The organism is Candidatus Merdisoma sp. JLR.KK011, assembly GCF_036941125.1.
Taxonomy (GTDB): Bacteria; Bacillota; Clostridia; order Lachnospirales; family Lachnospiraceae; genus Laedolimicola.
This window is the reverse complement of the sequence record NZ_JAYWSZ010000004.1, coordinates 1,711,911-1,734,986: the sequence shown is the minus strand read 5'-3', so window position 1 is coordinate 1,734,986 and position 23,076 is coordinate 1,711,911. Positions and strand designations below refer to the sequence as shown.

Sequence of the window (23,076 nt, the reverse complement as noted above, 5' to 3'; positions counted from 1 at the left end):
TTCTCCCAACCCGTCTTTCTTCCTAATTTGTTTCCGGAAGCTGAGACGCCGGTTTTGTAGATCCGGTTCCTCCCCGTGTCAGGCTTAAGCTTCCGTCCGCTCCTATGCTCACATCCACGCCCCAGGCACTTTTGACAGCCTCAGCGGCATTATGGGTCTGTACGGCATCCGCCTCCACCTTGATGTTGAACCGGTAACCGTCATAGGCAAATTCCGTCGTCACTGTAGTCCACCCGTCTGCGGTGGTTCTTGTCTCCGTCACCTTATCCCCGATGGAGGGAGCGATGCGGATCCAGTCACTGAAGGGAGAAGTCTCCTGGCCGCTTGGAAGAACCCGCGTATAATAGAGAACCGTCCGCTCCGCAGTGGAGGCGTCCTCATCCACGATCCAGCCGTTTCCCGTCAGGTTCAATTCAATCAAATCCGGGGACAGCTCCGTATCTGCCTTTTCCCCATCCTTCGTCCAGTTCTTATACAAAATGACACGCACATAGCTGTCAATGGTTCCGCTGTTGCGCACCTTGAGAACCTCGTCATACTTTTTGCCCAGAACCAGCTTCTCGTTTTCTCCGGGAAGCATATTCTGCAAAAGCTCTCCGCCGCTTTCCTTCCACTCATTTCCCACATAATTCCGGCTGCCCGCTACACTGCCGTTCTCCACCAGGCTTACGCCGATGCTGGGAACCTCGATGCGCATTTCATAATTCTCACTGTAATAGGTCAGCGCCGCCCGGGTGCTCCCAACGGTGCTTGCCAGCAGCAATGCAGCCGCTGCCCCGAAGAGCAGGAATGATTTTGTTAAAAAAGTTTTTTTCAGCCTTTTCATGGGTTCCCCTCCCCGGTCTTGACCACATTGGCCTCTCTGCTCCAATCCACCTTATCCCAGGAAAGCTGCCCGCCTTCTTCGTCATAGGGCACCGGCGTGCATTCCTGTACCACAATGACATTGAAGCTGTCTGCCTCTGCATCCTCACAGCCAATGTTGATCTTCAGAATTCCTGTGATTCCGCTCTCCCCTGCCGGAAGAATCTCCGTCCAGTAGTAATAACCGTCCGCTCCAGCCTTCCAGCGGGAATCCGATTCTCCCAGTGTTAAGGTGTACTTGCTTCCTGCAAATACCTTTACCCGGACATAGCAGTCATTTTCCCCCGTATTCTTAATGGTTATCTCTTTGGCGCCGTTTACAATCTTCTCTTCCGGCTCTGTGGCGGTAAAGCCAAGCTGCAGCTCCTTTCCGCCCTCCGCAGTTACATAGGTGGTAAAATAAGCCATGGCTCTGCCCGACGCCGCGCCGGCTGTCATAATCAGGGCTGCCGCCGCCAGAACGATCGTCCGCCTGTTCCATTTATTCCTCATCCGCTGCCGCACCTCCTTCCGGCTGCTGTGGCTCCGCACTGGAATCCTTCAGCTGTTCGCCCTTCCAGATCGGCGTCCTCTCTTCCTGGTTCCTATTGCCGCCGTCTGGTTCCCCGGCTGCCGCATCTGCAAAATGGTTTACCACGCTGGTTCCGCCGTTCAGGCCATCCTTGTAATCATTTGTGAAGCTCACGGATACCGTTTCTTCTGCGATTATCGTCTGCGTCTGCGTCGGATCCGAGATCATCTCATAGCTGGCTCCGCTGTATACTTATTCCAGTTCCGTAATATTCCTTCCAATACACCGGTATGAAATCACCGCTGTTTTAACCTACTATACCAACCCCCGGTTATCTGACGGTTATTTCCCGTCAGTTCTCAACAGTTTTTTGAGGCTTCAGAGGAAATGTACGAAAAGAAATACATGCCTTGGAGTGGGAATACGTTTTGTGAAAGGCCCTATCCAGACGTTCCATGACAATCCGGGCGTTTTCCTCTGTGGCCCCGGTGAGCATGAGCAGATAGGAGCCGGCATTCAGCCTGGCGATTGGATCTCCCGTCCGCTCCAGATGGCGTCTCTCCAGGGCCACAATGCTCTGAAACACACCAAAGGTACAGAAAAACGCCCTCTCTTCCACCTGCTGCTCCGCTACCAGCCTTAAGATATCCCCTTCATCCACATGGTTCTGACACATACCTTCCGCCAGAAGGTAGAGCTGTTCCATCTGCTCTGTGGGCTCAATCTCGAATTCCGCCCAGAGTATTTCCCGAAACGCCTCATAAGCCGATACTGCCTGCTCCGGCTGGCCCATGGCTATCAGAGCCTGCATCTCGTACACAAGGAAGGCGTCCGTATCCGCACCTATCCCGGAAGCCTGTTCGCAGATGGCGACCATCTCCGTCCACCGCTCCTGTTCCTGCAAAAGGGGAAGGGCCATTTTGCAGATATCAAGGTACAGGGTCTGGTAATAACGCCTTAAGGAAACTTTTCAGCGAATTTGCCGGATTACTGCTGTCTGTTTCGGGCCAAAATTGTTCGATTAATTCTTCTGCGGATATATTCCTGCCGTGGTTTACGATGAGATATTGTAGAAATGACAGGGCCTTTTTCCCCAATTTTTCCGGAATGACGCTGCCTGCTGCCTGCCCGCTCTTCTTTTCCCGGCCGGCGAAGGTGCCAAGCAGCTCAAACTGCAGAACTGCTTTTTCCTCCATATTCGATCACCCCCCAGATATTTTTCCATTATTTATCTGCTTCGCCCACTGCGCTGTCAATCAGCCGTACCAGCTCCAGGGCGCTGCGGAAATGTTCTTTTTTCTGTTTGGATTCCCTGCCTTTCCTGCATATGAATACAGGCACTTCCGAAGATGACGCAGAGGTTTAGACTCTGCGACATTCATTTGGAAATGCCTGTTTTATGTAAAAAAATCATTTTGACTATCCGCCCGACTGCTCCTTTGACTGCTGGCGTCAAACATGGATGACAGTCTTAAGACGGCTCATATTTTCACGTTTCTGTTCCAGATTGGGGTGTACGTATTGATTCATAGTAACTGTGATATTGGAATGTCCCAGAATCTCGCTCAAAGTCTTTACGTCGAATCCAGCCTCGATGCAACGTGTGGCGAAGGTATGGCGAAGCGTATGAAAATGAACGGACTGAATCTGGCATTGGGCCATATAATCTTTTAAGCGCCGCTGAAGCTTTCTTGGCTCCATGCACTGTCTGGTTCCCGTCAGCACAAAGGCTTTGGGATCCTTTGTGGCAAACCGTGCATATAAAGCCGCCAGATCCGGCATCAGAGGAATGACACGGCAGGAGCTCTCAGTTTTCGGCGCGCCTATCACTACCTGGGTTTTTGACTCATTCCCTGCCTCAAAGCTTTGGATGCGCTGGGCTGTCCGGCTCACAGAGATGGTGTGGGTTTCCAGAGAGATATCCGCCCACCGCAGGGCGCAGACCTCTCCGATCCGAAGCCCCGTGCGCAGGGCCAGATAGACGCCGAATTTGCAGAGATCCATTTCTTCTGCAAGAAACAAAAGCAGCCTTTGTTCTTCGCCTTCGTCCAGGACGCGTATATTTTTTTTCTGCTGCCTGGGATAAATAATCTCCAATTCCGCAAGCTTCCTGCCGCTGCGCCGTCCGGCATAGACATATACCGAGTGAAAGAGGGCCAGGATATTGCGGACTGTCTTTGGCGACAGTTTTTTTCATACAGAAGCAGCTGGACAAAAAGGTCTGTTTCTTCTGAGGTAATCTCCCATGGAAGCTTTTTCCCGAAAAAGGGAATGATATGATTTTTGATGTCAGCCAGATATTTGGCGCTGCTGGATTCCTTCAGGCGCCGCTTGTTGGAAATAAGCCAGCCGTCACAGTAATGGGCAAACGTAGTCTCTTCCTGTCCCCCGCCTTCGGCGGCACAGGCCGCCTTCTGAAGTCTCCGGGCCTTTTCCTGTGCCTCCTCATAGGTTTTGCCATAGCAAAATCCGTAGATTAGTTTGCCGTTGTTGTTTCGTCCCTTCCTGTATCGGGCCTCAAAGCGGCCGTCTTTGCGCAGGAAGATGTTTTCTCTGTTTGCCATAATGCAGCACCTCCGTTTTTTATTCCGTAAACTGGTATATCATTGCATTCATTATTGAGCGCCGTTTCCTTCAAAAGGAATGCAATAATGTACTAGTTTACCGGAAATAGATGGTAAATTTGACATTAAAATAATAGTTACTCATAAAAATTTGCGGAAATAACCTGGAGCTATTGCGAAACAAGCCAAAACCGAGTATAATGTTACAGACAAAAAGGCACAAAAAATGTCGCAGAGTATAAACTTCTGCGACATTTTTTGTGCATATTTATTCATTTCTTTGGACATACACATCCTGCTATGTTACAATACATTTAGTGAAAACTTACAGCACTTGCGAAAAATGCAGCCTAAAATCAATGCAAACAAAATTTTTCCCAAGTGCTTCCTAAAAAGGAGGGGGACACATGCTAAAGCTTATCAAAGGCGCCGCCGTATATGCGCCGGAAGCTCTCGGGGTACAGGATGTCCTGATTGCGGATTCCCGGATTCTTAAGATTGCCCGCGACATTCCAGCAGCCGAAGCCTATGAGGTAGAGGTTCTTGACGGAAGGGGAAAGCTTCTGTTCCCGGGTTTTATCGACAATCATGTTCATATCCTGGGAGGCGGCGGAGAGGGCAGCTACCGCACCCGGACGCCGGAGATCATGCTGACCGATATTACCCTGGGCGGCGTTACCACGGTTATCGGCTGTCTTGGAACAGACGGAACTACCCGGAATATGGCTTCTCTGCTGGCAAAGGCCCGGGGACTTGAGGAGGAGGGAATTTCTACCTATATATATACGGGCTCCTACCAGGTTCCCGTGCGGACCCTGACCGGCAGTCTTGTGGATGATCTGATCCTCATTGACAAGATTGTAGGCTGCGGTGAGATTGCCATTTCAGATCATCGTTCCTCTCAGCCTGCCCGGGAGGAATTCGCCCGCATTGTGGGAGACACCCGTGTAGGCGGCATCCTGTCCGGCAAAGCCGGCCTGGTGAATATCCATATGGGCGACGGGCTGCGGATGCTCTCTTATCTCCGGTATGTGATAGAGGAAACGGAGATTCCGCCCTCCAACATGCTTCCCACCCATATCAACCGGAGCAGCCGGCTTCTGAAGGATGGCATTGACTATGCCAAAGCCCTGGGGGGCTACGTAGATCTCACTACCAGCTCGGATCCGGATTTCCTGGAGGAGGATGAGGTGAAGGCCGCCACCGGTCTGCGGCTTATGCTGGAGCAGGGCGTTCCCGGGAACCAGATTACATTTTCCTCGGACGGGCAGGGCAGTATGCCCATCTTTGACCACGACGGCGCCTTCCTCGGCCTGGGCGTGGGAAAAGTAACCTCTCTGTACCGGGAGGTACGGGATGCCATCCTTACGGAAGGAGTGGAGATCCCACAGGCTCTTCGGACGGTAACTGCGAATCCGGCAGCTCTGCTCAAACTAAAGGGCAAGGGGCGGATTGCCGCCGGAATGGATGCAGACCTGGTTCTTGTGGAGGAAGGCACTTTAACCATCCATTCTGTCCTGGCCAAAGGACAGCTGATGGTGCAGAAAGGCGCGGCAGTCAAAAAAGGCACTTTTGAGTGATTTAAAAACGATTGGAGAAACGATTATGAATGAGAAAAAACGAAATCTGCAGATGCCACACACCTATGTGATTATTTTCTTTGTCATTCTCTTTGCAGCGGTTCTGACCATGTTCGTTCCGCTGGGACAGTATGAGACAAAGGAAATCACTTACATGATGAACGGCGAAGAAAAGTCCCGGACTGTAATAGACCCGGACAGCTTCCAGTATGTAACTGATGAAAACGGGAATAAGATAACGCAGACAGCTCCCCTCTTCGGCACGGAGGACTTCGGCGGACAGGGCATCCTCAACTATGTATTTGAAGGAATGACCGTTGGCGACAAATGGGGTTCCGCCGTTGGTATCGTGGCCTTTATCCTGGTAATCGGAGGCGCTTTTGGCATTGTTCTGAAAACCGGGGCTGTGGATCAGGGAATCCTGGCTATGATTGAGCGGACCAGGGGAGCGGAGAAGTTCCTGATTCCGGTTCTCTTTATCCTGTTCTCTCTGGGCGGCGCTGTCTTTGGCATGGGCGAGGAAGCCATTCCCTTTGCCATGATTCTGGTTCCTATGTTTATTGCCATGGGCTACGACGCGGTGGTGGGCGTCTGCGTGACCTACTGTGCAACCCAGATCGGCTTCGGCGCTTCCTGGATGAATCCCTTCAGCCTGGCAATTGCCCAGGGAATCGCAGAGGTTCCCGTTCTCTCCGGCGCAGGCTTCCGTATTGTGCTGTGGTTTTTATTTACCGGAATCGGAGCTGCCTTTACCATGGTCTATGCCTCCAAAATCAAAAAAGATCCCAAGGCTTCCGTGTCCTATGAGAGCGATTCCGTTTACCGGAATGAATTTAAGGAGGACAGCGCCAAGGCTGACTTCCGCCTCGGCCACAAGCTGATTCTGCTGGTGATTCTGGCTACCATGATCTGGACGATATGGGGCGTAGTGGAAAAGGGCTTCTACATTCCGGAGATTGCCTCCCAGTTCTTTGTAATGGGTCTGGTGTCCGGTATCATCGCCGTGATCTTTAAGCTGAATGATATGCGTGTAAATGACATCGCTTCTTCCTTCCAGAGCGGAGCGGCCGATCTGGTGGGCGCGGCTCTGGTGGTTGGTATGGCGCAGGGAATTATCATCATCCTGGGCGGAACAGACGCTTCCTCTCCCACCGTACTCAATACCATCCTTCATGGTATCAGCAGCGCTATGCAGGGCTTCCCGGCTGTGATCTCCGCATGGCTCATGTATGTGTTCCAGACAGTATTCAACTTCTTCGTGGTTTCCGGTTCCGGGCAGGCGGCCCTTACCATGCCGATTATGGCTCCTCTGTCAGATCTGGTAGGCGTATCCCGCCAGACCTCTGTTCTGGCCTTCCAGCTTGGAGACGCTTTCTCCAATCTGATCGTACCTACCTCCGGATGCCTTTTGGGAACCCTTGGCGTGGCCAAGCTTGAGTGGGGGAAATGGGCAAAATTCCAGATTAAGATGCAGGGAGTTTTGTTTGTGAGCGCATCCATTGTGATGATGATTGCAGTTTTGATTCACTTCTAAAATGTAAGGGCTTCCATGGACTGCTGCAACACATAGTTAGAAAATAAAGCAGAAGACTTTTCCAATATCCAGTGTGCGTGAACCATCCGGACACAAGATATGAAAAAGTCTTCTGCTTTATTTCCTGACAGCCTCGCTCTTAAGAAACCTTTTACTGTGCATCGCTCCTGGTATAAAAGGTCGCCGGGCCAAAGCCGTGCTTCATCAGCGCCCCACTGTCCACCAGAGCCTTTATAGAGCTTTCCACAGAAGTCTTTCCAATGGTCGGGCACAGTTCCATAATGTCGCTCTTGGTAAACCTCCCGATTTTCCCATACACAGCCCGTCTCACAAGCTCCACAGCCGGAAGTTTCTCACCAATCAGATCTACCCGATCTTCAAAATCCCGGTATGCCGCCAGGATGATTCTGAGCAGGTATTTGATAAAGGGCACAGAATCCTCTTTATTTTCATGCCATCCTCTCTGGCAGGTTTCCAGTACTTCATAATAAAGCCCTTTATTTTTCGCTATCTTGCTTTCCAGTGAAATGTACCTTCCAATCACATATCCCGCCCGGTACAGCAGAAGTGTCGTGAGAAGGCGGCTCATTCTGCCGTTGCCGTCTAAAAAGGGATGGATACAGAGAAAATCATGGACAAAAACCGGGATCAGAACCAATGCATCCACTTCCTGGGCCTCCATAACCCGGTTGCAGCTTTCACAGATGGAGGCTATGGCCGCCGGGGTCTCATAAGGGGCCAGGGGGGTAAAAAGCACAAATTCATGTCCCTCTGCGTCTACAGCGCTGATATAATTCTGCGTGCTTTTAAAGCTGCCGCCGATACTCTTTTCAGAGTACTGATACAGATCCCTGTGAAGCTGCAGAATGTAATTTGCGCGAATGGGTATATACTCGTAGCTCTCATGTATGGTATTCAGCACGTCACGGTAGCCCATGATCTCTTCCTCATCCCGGTTTTTCGGCGTGGTCTTATCCGCCACAAGCTGCTTAAGCCGGGTATTCGTGGTGCGGATTCCCTCGAGCTCATTGGAAGCCTCCGTACTCTGTATCTTCGCCAGCTCCACCAGCTTATCAAGCTTCTCCGGCTTCTGGCGCAGGTAAAGCTCCTGCCTGCCCTTATACTCATGGATCTGGGCAACCAGCCCCAGTACCTCGCTGTCCCAGTTTTCATTTTTCAGAATGCTGTAGTCAAATGTCCTCATTGATCTCCCGTCCTTTTCTTCCATCTCTCAAATTATATATGATTTCGGGAGATAATTCAAGTCTTTGAGCGAAATATCTCCCGAAATATAGTATATTCCGGGAGATATCTTTTTATACACGGGAGATAAGAGCTTCCCCTATTCATTTTTACCGGCAACTTCCTCCATTACCGGAATCGAAGGCACCGCACCGCTTCTGGAGACTGCGATAGATGCCGCCTTCGCCGCCAGTTCAAGACTCTTTTCTATCTCATACCCATTCAGCAATCCAAACACAAAGTATCCCGTAAAGGTATCCCCGGCCGCCGTTGTATCTACGGCCTTAACCTGGAAGCAGGGCTGGTAATGCCGCTTCTCTCCGCCTCCGTAAAACGCTCCCTTATCCCCCATAGTAAGCACCACCTGGGCCTTGGGGTACACTTTCAGGATCGCATCCACCAGCCGGTTCCCGTCCTCTTCTGTCTCAAAAGCTGCTCCGGCTAACTGTCTGCCCTCAATCTCATTGACAAGGAATACCGACACCTTGGACAGATCGCAGCTGTTAAGCCCCTCGTCAAAGGGGGAGGGATTCAGAATAATCTTCATGCCCTTCTCATATGCCCTGTCTATGATATAGTCCAGCAGATTCGTCTCATTCTGAAGAATCAGAAAATCATCCGCTCCAAATTTTGCGAGCACCTCGTCCACATATTCCTTGGTGAACCTCCGGTTGCTTCCCCCATACAGAAGGATGCAGTTCTGGGCATTATCGTCCACCTGTATGATGGTATGGCCGCTTTTTCCGTCTATGACGCGGATAAAGTCCGTATTCACATGATTTTCCCTGCAGATGTCCAGGAGAAACTGCCCGTCGTCCTTCCCTACCATACCGGCATGATAAATCTGTGCCCCGGCCCTTGCAGCCGCAATGGACTGATTCATTCCCTTGCCGCCGGCAAATATCTCCATGCCGTAAGACTGCTGTGTCTCCCCCGGCCGCATCATATGGGCCACCCGGTACACATAATCCACATTCAATGAGCCAAAATTCAATACCTGCATTTCTATATTCCTCCTATTCTAAGTCGCTGCGCGACAGCACTAAAGGGTAAAGCTGCTTCGACACACCGGTAATGAGAGAAACTTTTATTCGAAAAAGCACTCATAAAAGTTCCTCTCGTGCGCCTTTGCAGCTTTACCGTCCAGCAGAAATTATTTTTCAAAAGCACTTGACATTTCTTAGCTGGACTATTCCAGTTCCGTAATATCCCTCAAAGTACACAGATATGAAATCAATTTCCAGTCACAAGTGCCTGGAAATCGATTTGTGCACTTTAAGGGATATTACTGTTTTCCAGTACCGTAATATCTCTCTACACACTTCCCCAGGCAGAAGGAGTAAATGACCTTCTCCTTCACCTTCTTCCCAGTCAGCTTCTCAAGGGCAGTCTCATAGTAATCCAGCTGCCGCCCGTACTTCTCCAGCAGTTCCTCACCCTCCTTCACGTAATCTGTCTTATAATCCACCACCACAATGCCGTCCTCCTCATAGAAGTAGGCGTCGATAATTCCCTGGATCAGCACCGGTTCCCGGCTTTGGTATCCCAGATCCAGATCGCAGGCCGGAAGCTTGATCACAAAAGGCTGCTCCGTGTAAAGCTTCCCCTTCTTCCTGGCCGCCGTCATGCGCTCCGCCAGCTTCGTCTTCCCAAAGGCATAGATATCGTAAGGCCGGACCACATCTGCCTGGGCCCTTGTGAGCCTGCCTTCCTCCACCAGTCTCTCCATAGCCTCGCGCACCTTGTCTGAGTGATAGAGGCCGGAGAGATCCAGGCACTCAAGCACCCGATGGTAAGCCGTACCACGGGCCGCTCCGCTGACCGGCTCCTCCTCCTGCATAAACCTGGGAATGTACGGTACAATCTCCTCCTGGGGATAAAGGAAGGTATCCGCATCTTCTTCCTCCGTCTGACCGGCTTTCTTAAGCTCGGAGACACTGACCTTTACCCGGAGGGAAATCTCCTCCTCATAAGGATATACCTCCCCGAACCGCCTGTCAATCTCCTCTGCAAACGCCGCATCCTCCCCAGGCAGTTCTTCGGGACAGCGCAGCCGTTCCCAAAGCTCCTCCATGGATATCTGCTGCCCTACTGCCTCCTCAAGAAGAAGCTTTGGCTGCACCTGGGACAAGGCAAAACTGCTTCCAGCCGATGCCGGCAGAATCCAGTCCAGGTAAGTCCCGGCGGAGGCTGTCACAGAAAAGGACAAAGGCTCACGGCCCGCCGCCCCCTGACAGCCCTCAAGCTTCTCCCCCGGCTTCTTTGTACTCCCCAGAAGAATCAGCTTTTCCTTTGCCCTGGTAAATGCCACATAGAGCACCCTGAGCTCTTCTCCCAGCATCTCCAGATCCAGCGCCCTCTGCAAGGCCTTCTTAGGCAGAAGCGGAATCTTCACCCGGCGCTCAGCGTCCACGTAGTCCACGCCAAGCCCCAGATCCGGGTGGATCACGACCCGGCTCCTTGTATCCTGGCGGTTGAAGCTTTTCCCAAGGCCGCCCACAATCACAATCGGAAACTCCAGGCCCTTGCTCTTGTGGATGGTCATAATCCGCACCGCATCTTCATTTTCCCCAGTGATGCCTGCCTCTCCGAAATCCTCCTGGTAGCTCTGGAGCTGCTCCATATAACGCACAAAATGAAAGAGGCCCCGGTAACTCGTCTTTTCAAAGGAAATGGCCCGCTCCACCAGCATCCGCACATTGGCCTCCCGCTGCACCCCTCCCGGCTGGGCGGCCAGATAATCGCCGTAGCCTGTATCCTCCAGGATAAACCAGAGAAATTCGTGGATGGGAAGATAGTCCGCCTTGCTGCGATAGCGGTTTAATCTCTGATAGAAGGCCTCCATTCCGGCCGCAAGCACAGCCTCTTGTTCTCCGGCTTCTTGATAAAAGCTCATGCACGCCTCATAAAAGGGTCTGTCCGGATACCGGCTTTTCACAAGAGCCAGATCTCCATCCGAAAAACCCCCGATCATAGACTTCAGCACCGCCGCCAGCGGAATGTCCTGCCTGGGATTGTCCACTACCCTAAGAAGGTTCAGAAGCGTCTGAATCTCCACGGTTGTAAAGTACCCGGTACGGGATTCCGTATGTGCCGGGATTCCAGCCTCTGTCAGCACCCGGGCATACACATCCCCCCACCCCGTAAGGCTGCGGAGCAGAATCACGATATCCCCGTAGGAAGCGGGCCGGAAGGCTTCCCTCTTTCCGTCCCACACCTGCTGGCAGGCCAGAAGCTCCTTGATGCGCTCTGCCGCGGCATAGGCCTCCATCTCCCTGGCCGTCACATCCGCCTCCTCGCCGGAAAGCTCCGGAGCGTCCTTGTCAAGAAGCAAAAGCTCCGGCTGATTCAGCCCTTCCTCCGGCTCCGGCATGGAGGCTCCCAAGTAAAGCGCCGCCCCCTCGTCGTAGCGGATTCCTCCCACTCCGGGCGTCATAAGGCGGTAAAAGAGCTCATTGACCCCTTGAAGCACCTCCTCCCGGCTTCGGAAGTTCTTGTGGAGATCAATCCGCAGGGCGTCCCCCTCCTCTGTCTGGGGATAGGTGTGGTATTTCTCCATAAAGAGCTCCGGCCTGGCCAGGCGGAAGCGGTAGATGCTCTGCTTCACATCTCCCACCATAAACACATTGGGACAGCCCCTTTCCCTCCGGCTCACACTGTTTAAAATAATCTCCTGGATGAGATTGCTGTCCTGGTACTCGTCAATCATGATCTGCACATAGCGCTCCGAGAGCTCCCTTGCCGCATCCGTAACCGTCACCGCAAAGGCCCCCTCCTCCTCTTTCACATCCGCCGCCAGAATCTCCAGGGCCAGATGCTCCAGATCAGAGAAATCCGCCAGATTCTTATTCCGCTTCTTCTCCTGATAGCGGTCTGCGAATTCCGCCGTAAGGGAAATAAGTACGCCCGTAGGGACAGCCGCCCTCCGAAGCAGCTCAAAAACATCTGTCAGAGAAGAGGCAAAATATGTCTCCTTCAGATCCTTGAGGCTTTTTTTCATCCGATCCCGAAGGGCTTTGACCCGGGCCTTCTTCCCCTCGTCCACCTGACTGTCCCGTTTGGCGGAAAGCCTTGCAAATGCCAGATGCTCCAGTCCTTCCTGATACTCCTCATAGGTACGGCAGCTGCCAAGGGCCTCCGCCTGCTCCAAATCCTCAAGAAGGGCCTGCTGGTACATATACGGCCCGTCCGCCTCCCCACAGAGCGCCAGGGCTCCCTTGATCTCCTCCTGCCATCCCGCCAGAAGCTTTCCGGCGAAATCCAGCAGGAACCGCATCCATCTGCTCTGATTCAGCTCCTCCTCGCACTCCGCCCCATAAGTCTCCATGCATCCCTCCAGCCACCGCCTGGGATAGGGGTAGCTGATGGAAAACTCGTAAAGCTGCAGTATCAGATCCTCAAGGGGCCTGTCGCTCTTTCCCACCGCATAGGTTTCCACAAAGCTTACAAACTCCGGGCTTTTTTCCTTATAGCGGTCCTCCAAAAGCTCCTCCAGCACCTCGCCTTTCAGAAGCTTCAGCTCTCCCTCGTCCCCAATGCGGAAAGAAGGATCCAGATCCAGCTGATGAAAATAGCTGCGGATTACATACTGGCAGAAGCTATGTATGGTAGTAATCTGGGCATTATGAATCAAGGTCTGCTGTTTCTGCAGATGCACATTCTCCGGCTCTTCCTCCAGACGCTTTAAAAGAGCCAGGCCGATCCGCTCCCGCATCTCTGCCGCCGCCGCATTGGTAAAGGTCACTACAAGGAGCCGGTCTACGTCCACCGGCGTATCCCCATCCTTATCGCCGCAGACCAGGGAAAGGATCCGCTCTACCAGCACGGCGGTCTTGCCCGATCCCGCCGCCGCCGATACCAGTACGTCCTTGTTCCGCACATCAATGACCTTCTGCTGTTCCTTTGTCCACTTAACACCCATTACGAATCTCCATTCCCATAGTTATTCCTCAATCCGTTCCCAGATTTCCGCATCCTCAAAGACCTTCAGGCGCCGCATCCCATACCCCTCATCCTTGGGATCCAGGCCGCACACACCTCTGTAGGCACAGTAATCGCAGGCAGTTTTCCCCTTCAGCTCATAAGGATTCACATCCGCCCGGCCCTCCAGGATCTCGGAACCAAGTTTCTGTATCTTCCGGTTCACAAAGGCGGACAGAGCTTCAAACTGCCGCTCCGCCGCCACACTGGAACCGGCCCTAAGGCTTCCGTCCTTATTGTAGGACAAGGGCAGTACGGAGGACTTGCCGGGCATATCCTGGTCAAGCTTTTGGATCACCTCCGGATCCTTGTTAACCAGGCCGCTGAGCTTCAGCTTCTCCATCACCCGTTCATTCAGATCCGCCCCTTCCTCTCTCGCCTCCAGCTCCAATACCGGATCCTGGATCTGATAATAAAAGATTCCAGCAGGATGGATCTCTTTGCCCGGATGCTCCCTGGCCGCCAGCTCCATAGCCGCATTCAGATATACCACCAGCTGCAGCTGCAGGCCGTGATACAGGGATAAAAGCTGAAAAGAAGTATTTCCTGACTTATAGTCAATGACCTTTACATAGACCTTCTTTTCCTCCTCACAGGTATCCATCCGGTCAATGCGTCCTTTGAGCCGAAGCTCTTCCTCCGGAGAAAGGGTGATGTTCACCGCCTCCAGATCCGACACCCCGGAAAAGGAAATCTCGTAATTCTCCGGCACAAACAGCCCTTTCTGAATCTGCCGCCCAAGAGCCCAGACCGTCCGTTTCATCATCCGCTTCATCCGTTCTGCGGCATAGGCATTCCGTGCCGTGCTCTGCAGGATGGTATTGCCATAGTCTGCCGTCACCAGATCCATGCACTCTTCCACCCAGGCATCCTGAACTTCCTTTGGAATGTCTCTCCAGGTATAGCTGCTGTCCTCCAGACGTTTGGAAAACAGCTCCAGCGTCTTATGAAAGATATTTCCCATATCCACCGGGGCGAATTCGTACTTCGCCCGCTCCGACAGCTTCAAACCGTACATAAGAAAATGTGCATAGGCACAGGCCGCATACTGCTCAAGCCTGGTCACGCTGTTTTCCAGAACCGTCCCGTACAATGCGTGAGCCACCGCCCGTCCCAGACGGCTGTCCCTATGACGGGAAAATGCAGCCTCTAAAAGCTTTGACAGCTTCTCTTCGTACTGCTCCCGCGCGGCATACCAGCGGTACAGCTCGTAAAACTTCTCATTTTCCTCCCCGGCCCGGTAAGTCCGCAGGCCCTCGATCAAAAGGCGCAGGCCCTCTTTTGGGGTTGCCGGAAGCTCCTTCTGCCATCCCTCTTCCTTCTGAAGCTCCATTCCCGGAAACAGCCCCTTCAGCACATTCATCAGATAAGAGGGCCGCAGGGCCTTACCGCTGCCGTCCAGAAGGCTGCAGCACACATAAAGCCTCTTGGAAGGCTTAGTCAGATTCAGATACAGGTAAAATCGCTGGATATAGCCCTGTTCCCTGGCCGTGGGCGCAAGCTCCATTCCCTGGGCTTTCAGCTGCTCCCGTTCCATATCGGACAGAAGGCCGGCCCGCCCGGTATTCTTCGGCACGCTTCCCTCATTTACCCCCAGGAAAAACAGCGCCTTTACGTCTTTTAGACGGGTACGCTCCATATCGCCGGCCACCACCTGATCCACGCCGGGAGGGATCACGCCTACCCGGGCCTCCGCAAAGCCGGCCTCCAGAATCTCCCGGTACTCCCTGGCCGACAGCTTCTGATCTCCCAGAAGATCCACCAGTTTATCCAGGAGATCCATAACAATGGAATAAATCTGGTGATATTCCTTTGCGAGAACCAGATTTCCCTCTCCCTGGAAACGCTCCTCAAAGGCGGAAAGCTTCTTCTGAATCTCCAGCTTCTCAATCAGGCGGTACAGGGCCGTCGTCCGGGTACGCACATCCACGCCCTTTTTCCCCATTACCTCCCCAAAGGGAAGGACTGTTTCCGCAAACCGCTGCCGCAGAAGGTCAATCTCCAGAAGCTGCTCCTCGGTCAGCCCCCTATAGCTTCGGATAAAACGGCTGCCCCATTTCTTCCGGCCCCGGATTCCCAGCGCCAGCACATAATTTTCCAGCAGATCCGTTTCCTCCCGTCTCATGCCGGACAGGCCGCTTCGCAGAAAGCGGAATACTGTCTCGTAGGTGAAGTCCTGCTCCGTCATCTCCAGAAGAGCCCGCAGGAATTCCACAAAAGGATTGTTCAGGACACTCCGCTTGTAGTCCAGAAAACAGGGAATCCCGTATTCCGGAAAAATCCGTTCCAGGCAATGGCTGTAAGCCTCCATGTTTCCTGTGATAACTGCAATGTCCCGGTAATGATAACCCTCTTCCCGGATAAGACGGCGGATCTGGCTGGCAGTCCAGGCCGTTTCCTCCGAGGGATTCCGTAAAAGATGAAGGCTTATCTGCTCCTGCTCTCCCTCAAAGGACTTACGGCGCAGGCGGAACAGGTTCTGTTCCAGGGCAAAGAGTGCGCTTTTCCCGTCAAACCGGGACTGTCCCAAGGGGCGCACGGTAACCGGCTCCTCCATAGGAACCCCCGCTTCCCTTGCCAGGCCGGAAAGCGTTGAGACTGTTTTTTGGCTCAGGTAAAAAAGCTGGTGCTCTCCTGTCATACGGTAAGGATCCTCCCGGCTGTCTATGGTAACTGTCACCGTTACCTTTTTTGCATACTCCATCAGCTTCTTCATCAGCTTATTCTGAATGGGGGTAAAGCCCGTGAAGCCGTCCAGCACAATCTGACTGCTTTTTAAAAGCTCTGAACGCTCCGCTGCCTGACAGAGCACCTCTAAAAGCTCCTCCGCCGTGATATACTGATCTGCCAGGTAGGCGTGGAAAGCCTTGTAAAGCACCTGGAGATCCCGGAGCTTCCAGTAGAGATGGGGTTTGTTTTGGCTGGTCTTCGTGAATTTCTCAAGCTCCTCTTCCGTCACTGCGTACTGGGTAAGCTCTGAGATGAGGGATTTGATTTCGTTGATGTAACCGGTCTTTTTTAAGTTTCCGCCGAGGATTTTCAGTTCTTCCCGGTGCTCCTGGGCGATTTTCCGGAGCACCAGATTCTTTCCCGTTTCCTCTAAGACCTTTCCCACCTGGGTTCCCGTTTCCTCAAATACACGGTATGCAAGGCGCTGAAAGCTTAGGACGTCGATATTCAGAATACCTCCGTCCGGGTGCATGGTTACCAGATCCTTCTGGGTCTGCATGGTGAACTGCTCCGGCACCAGAACCAGTATTTTCTGTTCCGGGCGCTCTCTCGATTCCCGGATAATCGTTTGATAGAGGGTATGGGATTTCCCCGAACCCGAATTGCCGAAAATAAATTGTAATGACATAAACGCTTACTCCACACTCTTCAAAGATTCCACCATATCAATCTTACGCAGCTTAAAGAACATGACTCCGTTCACAAATGCCGAGAACGCAAAGGTGAGCAGCACACTGTAAAGGCAGCTTGCCGGTGCAATGGCCCTTCCGAACATGAGCATGTCAATCTCCGCCGTCTGAATCACAAAGCGGTGAAGCACGATGCCAAGGCCTGCTCCCACTCCTGTTCCGATTATTGTGAGCAGCACATTTTCCCGGTTCACATAGGCGGACACCTCCTGGTCAAAGAAGCCCAGCACCTTCAAGGCGGCAAGCTCACGCCTGCGCTCGCTGATATTGATATTGTTCAGGTTATAGAGCACCACAAAGGCCAGAAGCCCCGCTGCAATCACCAGCACATAGATAATCAAATCCATGCTTTTGAGCATATCCGACACACGCTCCGCCGTACCGCTGATAAAGTCTACGTCCGACACTGCGTCATACTGGATATACTCTGTCCGCAGCTCCTCCTCAAAGGCCTCGTCCTGCCGGGTATTTTTTATAAACCACTGGTTCCACTCCGGCGCTTCTTTGTAGAGCTTTTCATAGAGCTCCCTGCTCATATACACGTAATGCATAAAGTACTGCTCCGTAATATGCTCAACCCTTGCTTCTACTGCCTTGGTATCGTCCTCCTTCAAGGTTACGGTATCCCCCTCCGATACTCCAAGAAGCCGGGCCAGCTTTTCCGTGAGCACAACGCCCTGGCCGTCCAGTGTATAATGCTCCCTGGTCTCTCGATCCTGGAGATGGATGTAGGTGTCAAGCTCCTCCTCAAGCTCCGGCACAATGAGATAGGCGCTCCGGGGCGCTGCCCCGGCCTCCACGTCCACGGCAGTCTCCAGTACCCTCATATGAGAGGTGATACGCTCATCCTCCTCAATCCGCGCCGCAAGCTCCCCACGCTCTTTATCGTCTGCGTCTTTGTCGATGCCCACAACCCCGTCGTAGTCAAATACATCTCCGAACTGGCCCTTCCCGATGTGAAGGATGGAATCCTTGATTCCAAAGCCCACCAGGAGCAGGGCCATACAGCCGCCGATCCCGAATACGGTCATAAAAAACCGCTTTTTATAACGAACCAGGTTGCGGACAGCCGCTTTCTGGCTGAAAGTCAGGCGCTTCCAGAGAAAGCCGGCATATTCCAGAAATACCCGTTTTCCCGATTTCGGCGCTGCCGGACGCATCAGGTTCGCCGGTACGGCATTCAGCTCCTTGTAGCAGGCCGCCAGAGCCGCAAGGGTTGTACAGAAAACGGCAGCGGCAGAGGCTGTTACGGAATATTCCAGATTCAGCGGCGTCAAAATGTCGGGCAGATTGTTATAGAGAATCTTGTAGGCGCTTATAATCACCGCCGGAAGAAGCTTCTGTCCCGCCGCAAGTCCCAGCAGGCTTCCCAGAAGGCTTGATAACAGGGCATACAAGATGTACTTGGAAGCAATGGCTCCTTTTCCATAGCCCAGGGCCTTCAAGGTTCCAATCTGTGTCCGCTGCTCCTCTACCATACGCGTCATCGTAGTAAGGCTTACCAGGGCGGCCACCAGAAAGAAAATAACCGGGAATACCTCCCCGATGGCCCCGATGCGGTCTGCGTCGTTGCCGTACTCCACATAGGTCTGGATATACTGGCGGTCCAGCACATACCACTCCGGCTCCTTCAGATCCGCCAGCTCCTGTCTGGCATCTGCAATCTTCACCTTAGCGTCTGCAAGGATCTCCTCATTTTCCGCCAGAGCGTCCTGGTACTCTGCCTCGCCGCCGGCGAATTCTTCCTTGGCGTCTGCAAGCTCAGCTTCGGCGTCTGCAAGGGTCTGACGGGCATCTGCAAGCTCGGTTCGTCCCTCTGCCAGCTTTTTCTCACCGTCAGCCAGTTCCTCCTCCGCCTCCAGAAGCTCCTGCTCCGCCTGGTAAGCCTTGCTGTTGCCGGCATCCACCTCGTCGCTGGCAGCGTCCAGCTGCCGCTTTCCCTCCGCCAGGGCTGCCGCTCCTGCATCCAGCTTGGCTTTGTTCTCTTGTACTATAGGGGCCAGCTGGGCCTTTGCTCCCAGAAGCTCCGTCTGCTTTGCCAAAAGATCCGTCTGTCCGGCCAGAAGCCCTGCCTTGGATGCCTCAATTTCTGCCTGCTGCTTCTTAAGCTCTATCTCCGTATTCTCCCAGTAAGGCTTCGCTGCCTCTAACTCCTCCCATTCCTTTTTCTGCTCCTCTGTCCGCTGATCGTCCGGTATCGCCGAAAGCTCCTGATGTCTTTCCCTGTCCCTTTCTATCTTGAGAAGCTGCTCCCCAATCTGCAGAAGTCCGCCTTCGGTCTGTGCAATTCCCGCTTCTGTCTGTGCAAGGCCCTCTTTCACCTGTGCAAGGCCGCTCTCTATCTGGGAAAGCTGCTCCTCAAGGGGAGCAAGCCGGGCGTAGCCTGCATCCACCTCCGCCTTGTTTTCTTCATACTCCTCATAGCCGTTCTCAATCTGAACGGTTGCCTTTACCAGCTTCTCCTGGGCCTTGTGAAGCTCGCTCCACCCGTCGGCTGCCTTCTGCTTTGCCTCCAGAAATTCCCGTTCCTTGCCGGCAAATTCCGCCTCCCCGTCCGCAAGCTCCTTTCTGCCGTCTGCAAGCTTGGCTTCTGCATCTGCAAGCTTCCCCCTTGCATCCTCCAGCTCTTCCCCTGCATCCTTAAGCTTCTGCTCCCCGTCGGTTACTTCCTTTTGGGCATCTGCGATCTTTTCCTGCCCTTCCTCCTGAATCTGGGCGTAACGAATCTCACACCGCTCCTTTTCCAGAGCCTCTATCCGCTCTGCCAGATCATCAACCAGGCTGTCATATTCTTCCGTGTAGCAGGTCAGCTCAAACGCTCCTTTGGCCGTCACGCAGATCTGGGTATAATAATCCTGCTCAAATACCTCCGGCTGCACAATCAGAAATCCGTCCAGGCTTCCGTTCCCGATGCCGGTCGTTCCCCGATCGAGAGACATATAATAGGAAGTCGTTCCGGCCCCCACAATGGTAAAGGTCTCCTGGTTCACCAGATCCGAAGTCTCATCCTCCGTGCCGGATACAAGGGCAATCTCCTCCCCAAGGGAGCAAAGGCCTGCGTTCAGCAGCTTGTAGTCCACCAGGCACTCGTCCTTCTCTTTTGGAAGCCGTCCTTCCCTCACATGAATCCGATTCATGGTTTCCGGCTGTGACATAACCTGAAGATTCAGCTGGCGCTCCCCAAGCTGTCCAAACATATCCACGGAATAGACGGGCATAACCTCCTTCACGCCCTCCACAGCCCTGATTGCTTCCGCATCCTCCTCGGTCATTCCCAGGGTTCCCATAACCCGGAGATCCATCAGATTGCTCTCGTCAAAAAAAGCGTCGGCGGACAGCCGCATATCCGGCTTGGAAGCCCTGACTCCGGCAAAAAAAGCAACGCCCAGGGCATTGATGAGAAGAAGCGACAGAAAACGGTTCAGGGTTCTCCGGATTTCCATATAAAATTCTTTTTTTAAGGCACGTTTTCTCATGTCACCACTCAATCGTCTCTACCGGAACCGGAGCTTCGTTTTGCTTCATCCGGCTCACACGCCCATTTTTTATCTGGATCACCCGATCCGCCATAGGAGCAATGGCCTGGTTATGGGTAATCACAATCACCGTCATGCCCTTCTCCCGGCAGGTATCCTGCAGCAGCTTCAAAATGGCCTTTCCTGTGTTATAATCCAAAGCTCCCGTAGGCTCATCGCAGAGCAGCAGCTTGGGATTCTTCGCCAAGGCCCTGGCTATGGCTACTCTCTGCTGTTCTCCGCCGGAAAGCTGGGCCGGAAAATTCCCCTTGCGCTCCTCCAGGCCCACCTCCTTCAATACCTGCTCTGCATCCAAAGGATCCTTACAGATCTGCAGAGCCAGCTCCACATTCTCCAGAGCCGTCAGATTCTGAACCAGATTGTAGAACTGGAACACAAAACCGATATCGTCCCTGCGGTAAGCCGTCAGCGCCCGTCCCTTAAAGCTGCTGATATCCTTCCCGTCTACCCAGACTTCCCCGGAGGTACAGGTATCCATACCGCCCAGAATATTGAGCACTGTCGTCTTGCCGGCCCCGCTTGGCCCCACAATCACCACAAACTCTCCTTTTTCAATCTCAAAATCAATCCCGTCTACCGCCGGAATGGTTACCTCCCCCATCTGATAGATCTTTTTCACCTGTTTCAGTTCTACGAAATGTGCCAAGACAAACCTCTTTCTGCATATTACCATCTATATTTTTTCAATAACTTTTTCCGCCGTCCGGCCAGACCGCGGACATCTTTGCAGCTGCCGTCTTTTGATTCCTAGTGTAACATAAATCCTTTAGGAAGTCATCACAAAGAACATGTGAAAAATACCACAAAAAAAGACCCATTCAAAAACCTTCCGCTTATGAATCCGCCTTCATTATTCTCCCCTTTTCTTCAACTGTAATACCAGTTTATTTCCTACAAACAGAATTAGAGGGTATCAGTACTTTTCGTCATCTGATACCCTCTATTAAACTATGCTGTCCATTGGACTTTTACCTCTTTTCTGGTGCTTTGTTTTCAAGTTACATTTACCTTCTGAATTTTTCTTCCAAAAACGACTGCCTTTGAAAATTTTTTCTTCAGTTGGTAATTTTTTTGAAGTCTTATTGACTTCTTCCGTTCGACTTCTTCTGTTCTCGGCTTTTCCCCTCTGTAATCATAAGATTTTCTTTTCCGGTTTCTTCTCTTCTTCTTTTTACTTCTTTATCCCGGCTGCTTCTGCTTTACCGATTCTCGTCGAACTTTTTTGTCCTTGACCTTCTTCTTACTATATTTTTTTGATTCGGATGTGCGTTACATCCGTTTCTTATTTTATAGTAGAAGGTCTAACCTAACTGTACTTTGGTCCGTACCTCCTTTTCTTAAATTATGAGGCAATTCGTTAAGTTTTTGTTGGTCCGTACCTCGCTTTCTTAATTTTTCACCTCACATCTATATGAAATATATATTTATATATCGTTTAGATTATGTGGTGTTTTGTATTTCTTATGTTGAAATCATTATAACTCGCCAATTTCCATTTGTCAACACCTTTTTCGAAAAAATTTGAAAAAATTTTTGTTTTTTCTATTATTAATTTTTATATTTTATTATTTTTTATTAATTATTTTAATATTCAAGAATATTCTATTAATTTATACGATTTTAACACCTGAAGATACCCTCAGTGAACAAGGGGACACTCGCCTTATTCACTGAGGGCATGCTATTATTTGTTCAAGGCTGTTCCGAGTCCCCATTTTTCTCAAGAACCACATCCACACAATCGCCCAAGACATGAGGCACCTCAATGCACAGATGCGTCTGCCCCTTTTCCTGGTAGGAAAAGCCGCTGGGCGTCTCCCTGTTATCGCCATAATCAAAATCCCTCAGTACATCGGCCAGCTGCTCCGCCGTTCCGTAAAGTATAGACAGCCGCTCCTTAAGCTCCTCTCCAAGCTCCCCTTCCACACGGTAGCCCTCGCCGGACAAAAGCACCTCTGCCAGTTCATCCGGATTCTGGTAATAAGCAAGACGCAGACTTTCCCCGGAACTCATGTCAATATTATAAGTATACCGGAAACGTATGGGATAGGCTCCCCCCTGCCTGCTGTAGTAACCTTCTATCAAAATAGAAAGAAGCTGATCGTTCATGGTTTTTACAGAATAGCCCGCCTCCAGGCTGCTGCCTTCCTCCGCATCCTCCAAAGCCCTTTTCGCATGGCCGCTGATGATCTCGTTCCACTTCTTTTGAATCTCCTCGTCCAAAAGACCCGCAAGCTGTGGGTAGGAGATTTGTATCTGCCCCTCCAGAAGCTCCTTCTCTACAATCTGATAGGAAGCCTCCTGGTAAGGATACCGTTCAAGGGCTTCTTCGTAAATGCCGTAATCTGTACTCAGAGCCGCCCCTTCCACGGTAATGAGAATGGCCGTTCCCTGGTAGGCATCCAGAAAGGTATTTACCATACTTCCCATTACAAGCGTCTCCTCCTGCCCGCTTAACCGGGAAAGATACTCCTGGAATTCCTGCGGAAGATCCAATGTCAGCAAAAGGCCGTCCTCCTGGTTTTTCTTTCCAAACTCCTGCACCGTCATGGTATCCGGCACCATATGATAAAAAGAGAGATTCAGCAGCAGAATCTCCGGCGTGATCTCTTCTGTCCGCGCCGTGCTTACACAGAGATTCTCTCCCTTGTCGTCGCTGTGATAAATGCGGATGGGGATTCCAAAAGAGCCTGTGTTCTCTGTCTCTTTTTCAGAAAGCGCCTCTTCCCGGGCTGTCACGGCAGGTTCTTTCGTCTGCCCCTTTTTACCGCAGGCAGTCAAAAATAACAACACAGACAGCACTCCCCACATCAGCAGCTTTCTTTTCATGGCTCTCACCCCTTGAG

General features: G+C 52.1%; 17 protein-coding genes. 3 read left to right on the top strand and 14 right to left on the bottom strand.

Annotated features, from left to right (window positions below):
• Positions 1–22: 22 nt before the first annotated feature.
• The 7 genes from VV089_RS22160 to VV089_RS22130 all read right to left on the bottom strand — a co-directional run bounded on the left by VV089_RS22160 (position 23) and on the right by VV089_RS22130 (position 3,699).
• Positions 23–826: a hypothetical protein gene (locus VV089_RS22160; RefSeq protein WP_334337445.1), complete on the bottom strand. Its 804-nt coding sequence runs from the start codon at positions 824–826 to the stop codon at positions 23–25.
• Entirely contained in the window at positions 823–1,356 is a 534-nt protein-coding gene (locus tag VV089_RS22155; RefSeq protein WP_334337444.1) for a hypothetical protein, read from the bottom strand. The genes VV089_RS22160 and VV089_RS22155 overlap by 4 nt, the downstream gene beginning before the upstream one ends.
• Positions 1,346–1,603: a hypothetical protein gene (locus tag VV089_RS22150; RefSeq protein WP_334337443.1), complete on the bottom strand. Its 258-nt coding sequence runs from the start codon at positions 1,601–1,603 to the stop codon at positions 1,346–1,348. Before VV089_RS22150 ends, VV089_RS22155 begins: the two co-directional genes overlap by 11 nt.
• A 124-nt stretch (positions 1,604–1,727) precedes the next feature.
• Complete coding sequence (locus VV089_RS22145; protein ID WP_334337441.1) at positions 1,728–2,294, bottom strand: BTAD domain-containing putative transcriptional regulator; 567 nt, start codon at positions 2,292–2,294, stop codon at positions 1,728–1,730.
• 10 nt (positions 2,295–2,304) lie between these two features.
• The gene (locus VV089_RS22140) at positions 2,305–2,571 is read right to left on the bottom strand and encodes a helix-turn-helix domain-containing protein (RefSeq protein WP_334337440.1); all 267 of its coding nucleotides are present in this window, start codon (positions 2,569–2,571) and stop codon (positions 2,305–2,307) included.
• A 256-nt stretch (positions 2,572–2,827) separates the two neighbouring features.
• On the bottom strand, positions 2,828–3,379 hold the full coding sequence (locus tag VV089_RS22135) for a site-specific integrase (RefSeq protein ID WP_334337439.1): 552 nt from the start codon (positions 3,377–3,379) through the stop codon (positions 2,828–2,830).
• The gene (locus VV089_RS22130; RefSeq protein WP_334337612.1) at positions 3,265–3,699 is read right to left on the bottom strand and encodes a hypothetical protein; all 435 of its coding nucleotides are present in this window, start codon (positions 3,697–3,699) and stop codon (positions 3,265–3,267) included. Before VV089_RS22130 ends, VV089_RS22135 begins: the two co-directional genes overlap by 115 nt.
• Between VV089_RS22130 and VV089_RS22125 the strand changes: the two genes are divergently transcribed.
• The 3 genes from VV089_RS22125 to yfcC all read left to right on the top strand — a co-directional run bounded on the left by VV089_RS22125 (position 3,652) and on the right by yfcC (position 7,053).
• A complete protein-coding gene (locus tag VV089_RS22125; RefSeq protein ID WP_334337620.1) occupies positions 3,652–3,855 on the top strand; it encodes a hypothetical protein in 204 nt (67 codons plus the stop codon). The two genes, VV089_RS22130 and VV089_RS22125, sit on opposite strands and share 48 nt — an antisense overlap.
• 491 nt (positions 3,856–4,346) lie before the next feature.
• Positions 4,347–5,519 (top strand): beta-aspartyl-peptidase, encoded by a 1,173-nt coding sequence (gene iadA / locus VV089_RS22120; protein WP_334337437.1) that lies wholly within the window; start codon positions 4,347–4,349, stop codon positions 5,517–5,519.
• A gap of 25 nt (positions 5,520–5,544) precedes the next feature.
• On the top strand, positions 5,545–7,053 hold the full coding sequence (gene yfcC, locus VV089_RS22115; protein WP_172542044.1) for a putative basic amino acid antiporter YfcC: 1,509 nt from the start codon (positions 5,545–5,547) through the stop codon (positions 7,051–7,053).
• 151 nt (positions 7,054–7,204) lie between these two features.
• On the opposite strand, the gene VV089_RS22110 is transcribed toward yfcC, so the two are convergent.
• The 7 genes from VV089_RS22110 to VV089_RS22080 form a co-directional block, all read right to left on the bottom strand.
• The gene (locus tag VV089_RS22110) at positions 7,205–8,257 is read right to left on the bottom strand and encodes a Fic family protein (protein WP_172542045.1); all 1,053 of its coding nucleotides are present in this window, start codon (positions 8,255–8,257) and stop codon (positions 7,205–7,207) included.
• Positions 8,258–8,395: 138 nt separating this feature from the next.
• Positions 8,396–9,298 (bottom strand): ribokinase, encoded by a 903-nt coding sequence (locus tag VV089_RS22105; RefSeq protein WP_334337434.1) that lies wholly within the window; start codon positions 9,296–9,298, stop codon positions 8,396–8,398.
• Positions 9,299–9,580: 282 nt separating this feature from the next.
• On the bottom strand, positions 9,581–13,216 hold the full coding sequence (gene addA, locus VV089_RS22100) for a helicase-exonuclease AddAB subunit AddA (RefSeq protein ID WP_334337433.1): 3,636 nt from the start codon (positions 13,214–13,216) through the stop codon (positions 9,581–9,583).
• Between the two features lie 21 nt (positions 13,217–13,237).
• Positions 13,238–16,633, bottom strand: a complete 3,396-nt coding sequence (gene addB, locus VV089_RS22095) for a helicase-exonuclease AddAB subunit AddB (RefSeq protein WP_334337432.1) — start codon at positions 16,631–16,633, stop codon at positions 13,238–13,240.
• A 6-nt stretch (positions 16,634–16,639) separates the two neighbouring features.
• Entirely contained in the window at positions 16,640–20,137 is a 3,498-nt protein-coding gene (locus VV089_RS22090) for an FtsX-like permease family protein (protein ID WP_334337431.1), read from the bottom strand.
• A 34-nt stretch (positions 20,138–20,171) separates the two neighbouring features.
• The gene (locus VV089_RS22085; RefSeq protein WP_334337430.1) at positions 20,172–20,876 is read right to left on the bottom strand and encodes an ABC transporter ATP-binding protein; all 705 of its coding nucleotides are present in this window, start codon (positions 20,874–20,876) and stop codon (positions 20,172–20,174) included.
• A 1,046-nt stretch (positions 20,877–21,922) separates the two neighbouring features.
• Positions 21,923–23,059 (bottom strand): hypothetical protein, encoded by a 1,137-nt coding sequence (locus VV089_RS22080; RefSeq protein ID WP_334337429.1) that lies wholly within the window; start codon positions 23,057–23,059, stop codon positions 21,923–21,925.
• Between the last annotated feature and the right edge of the window lie 17 nt (positions 23,060–23,076).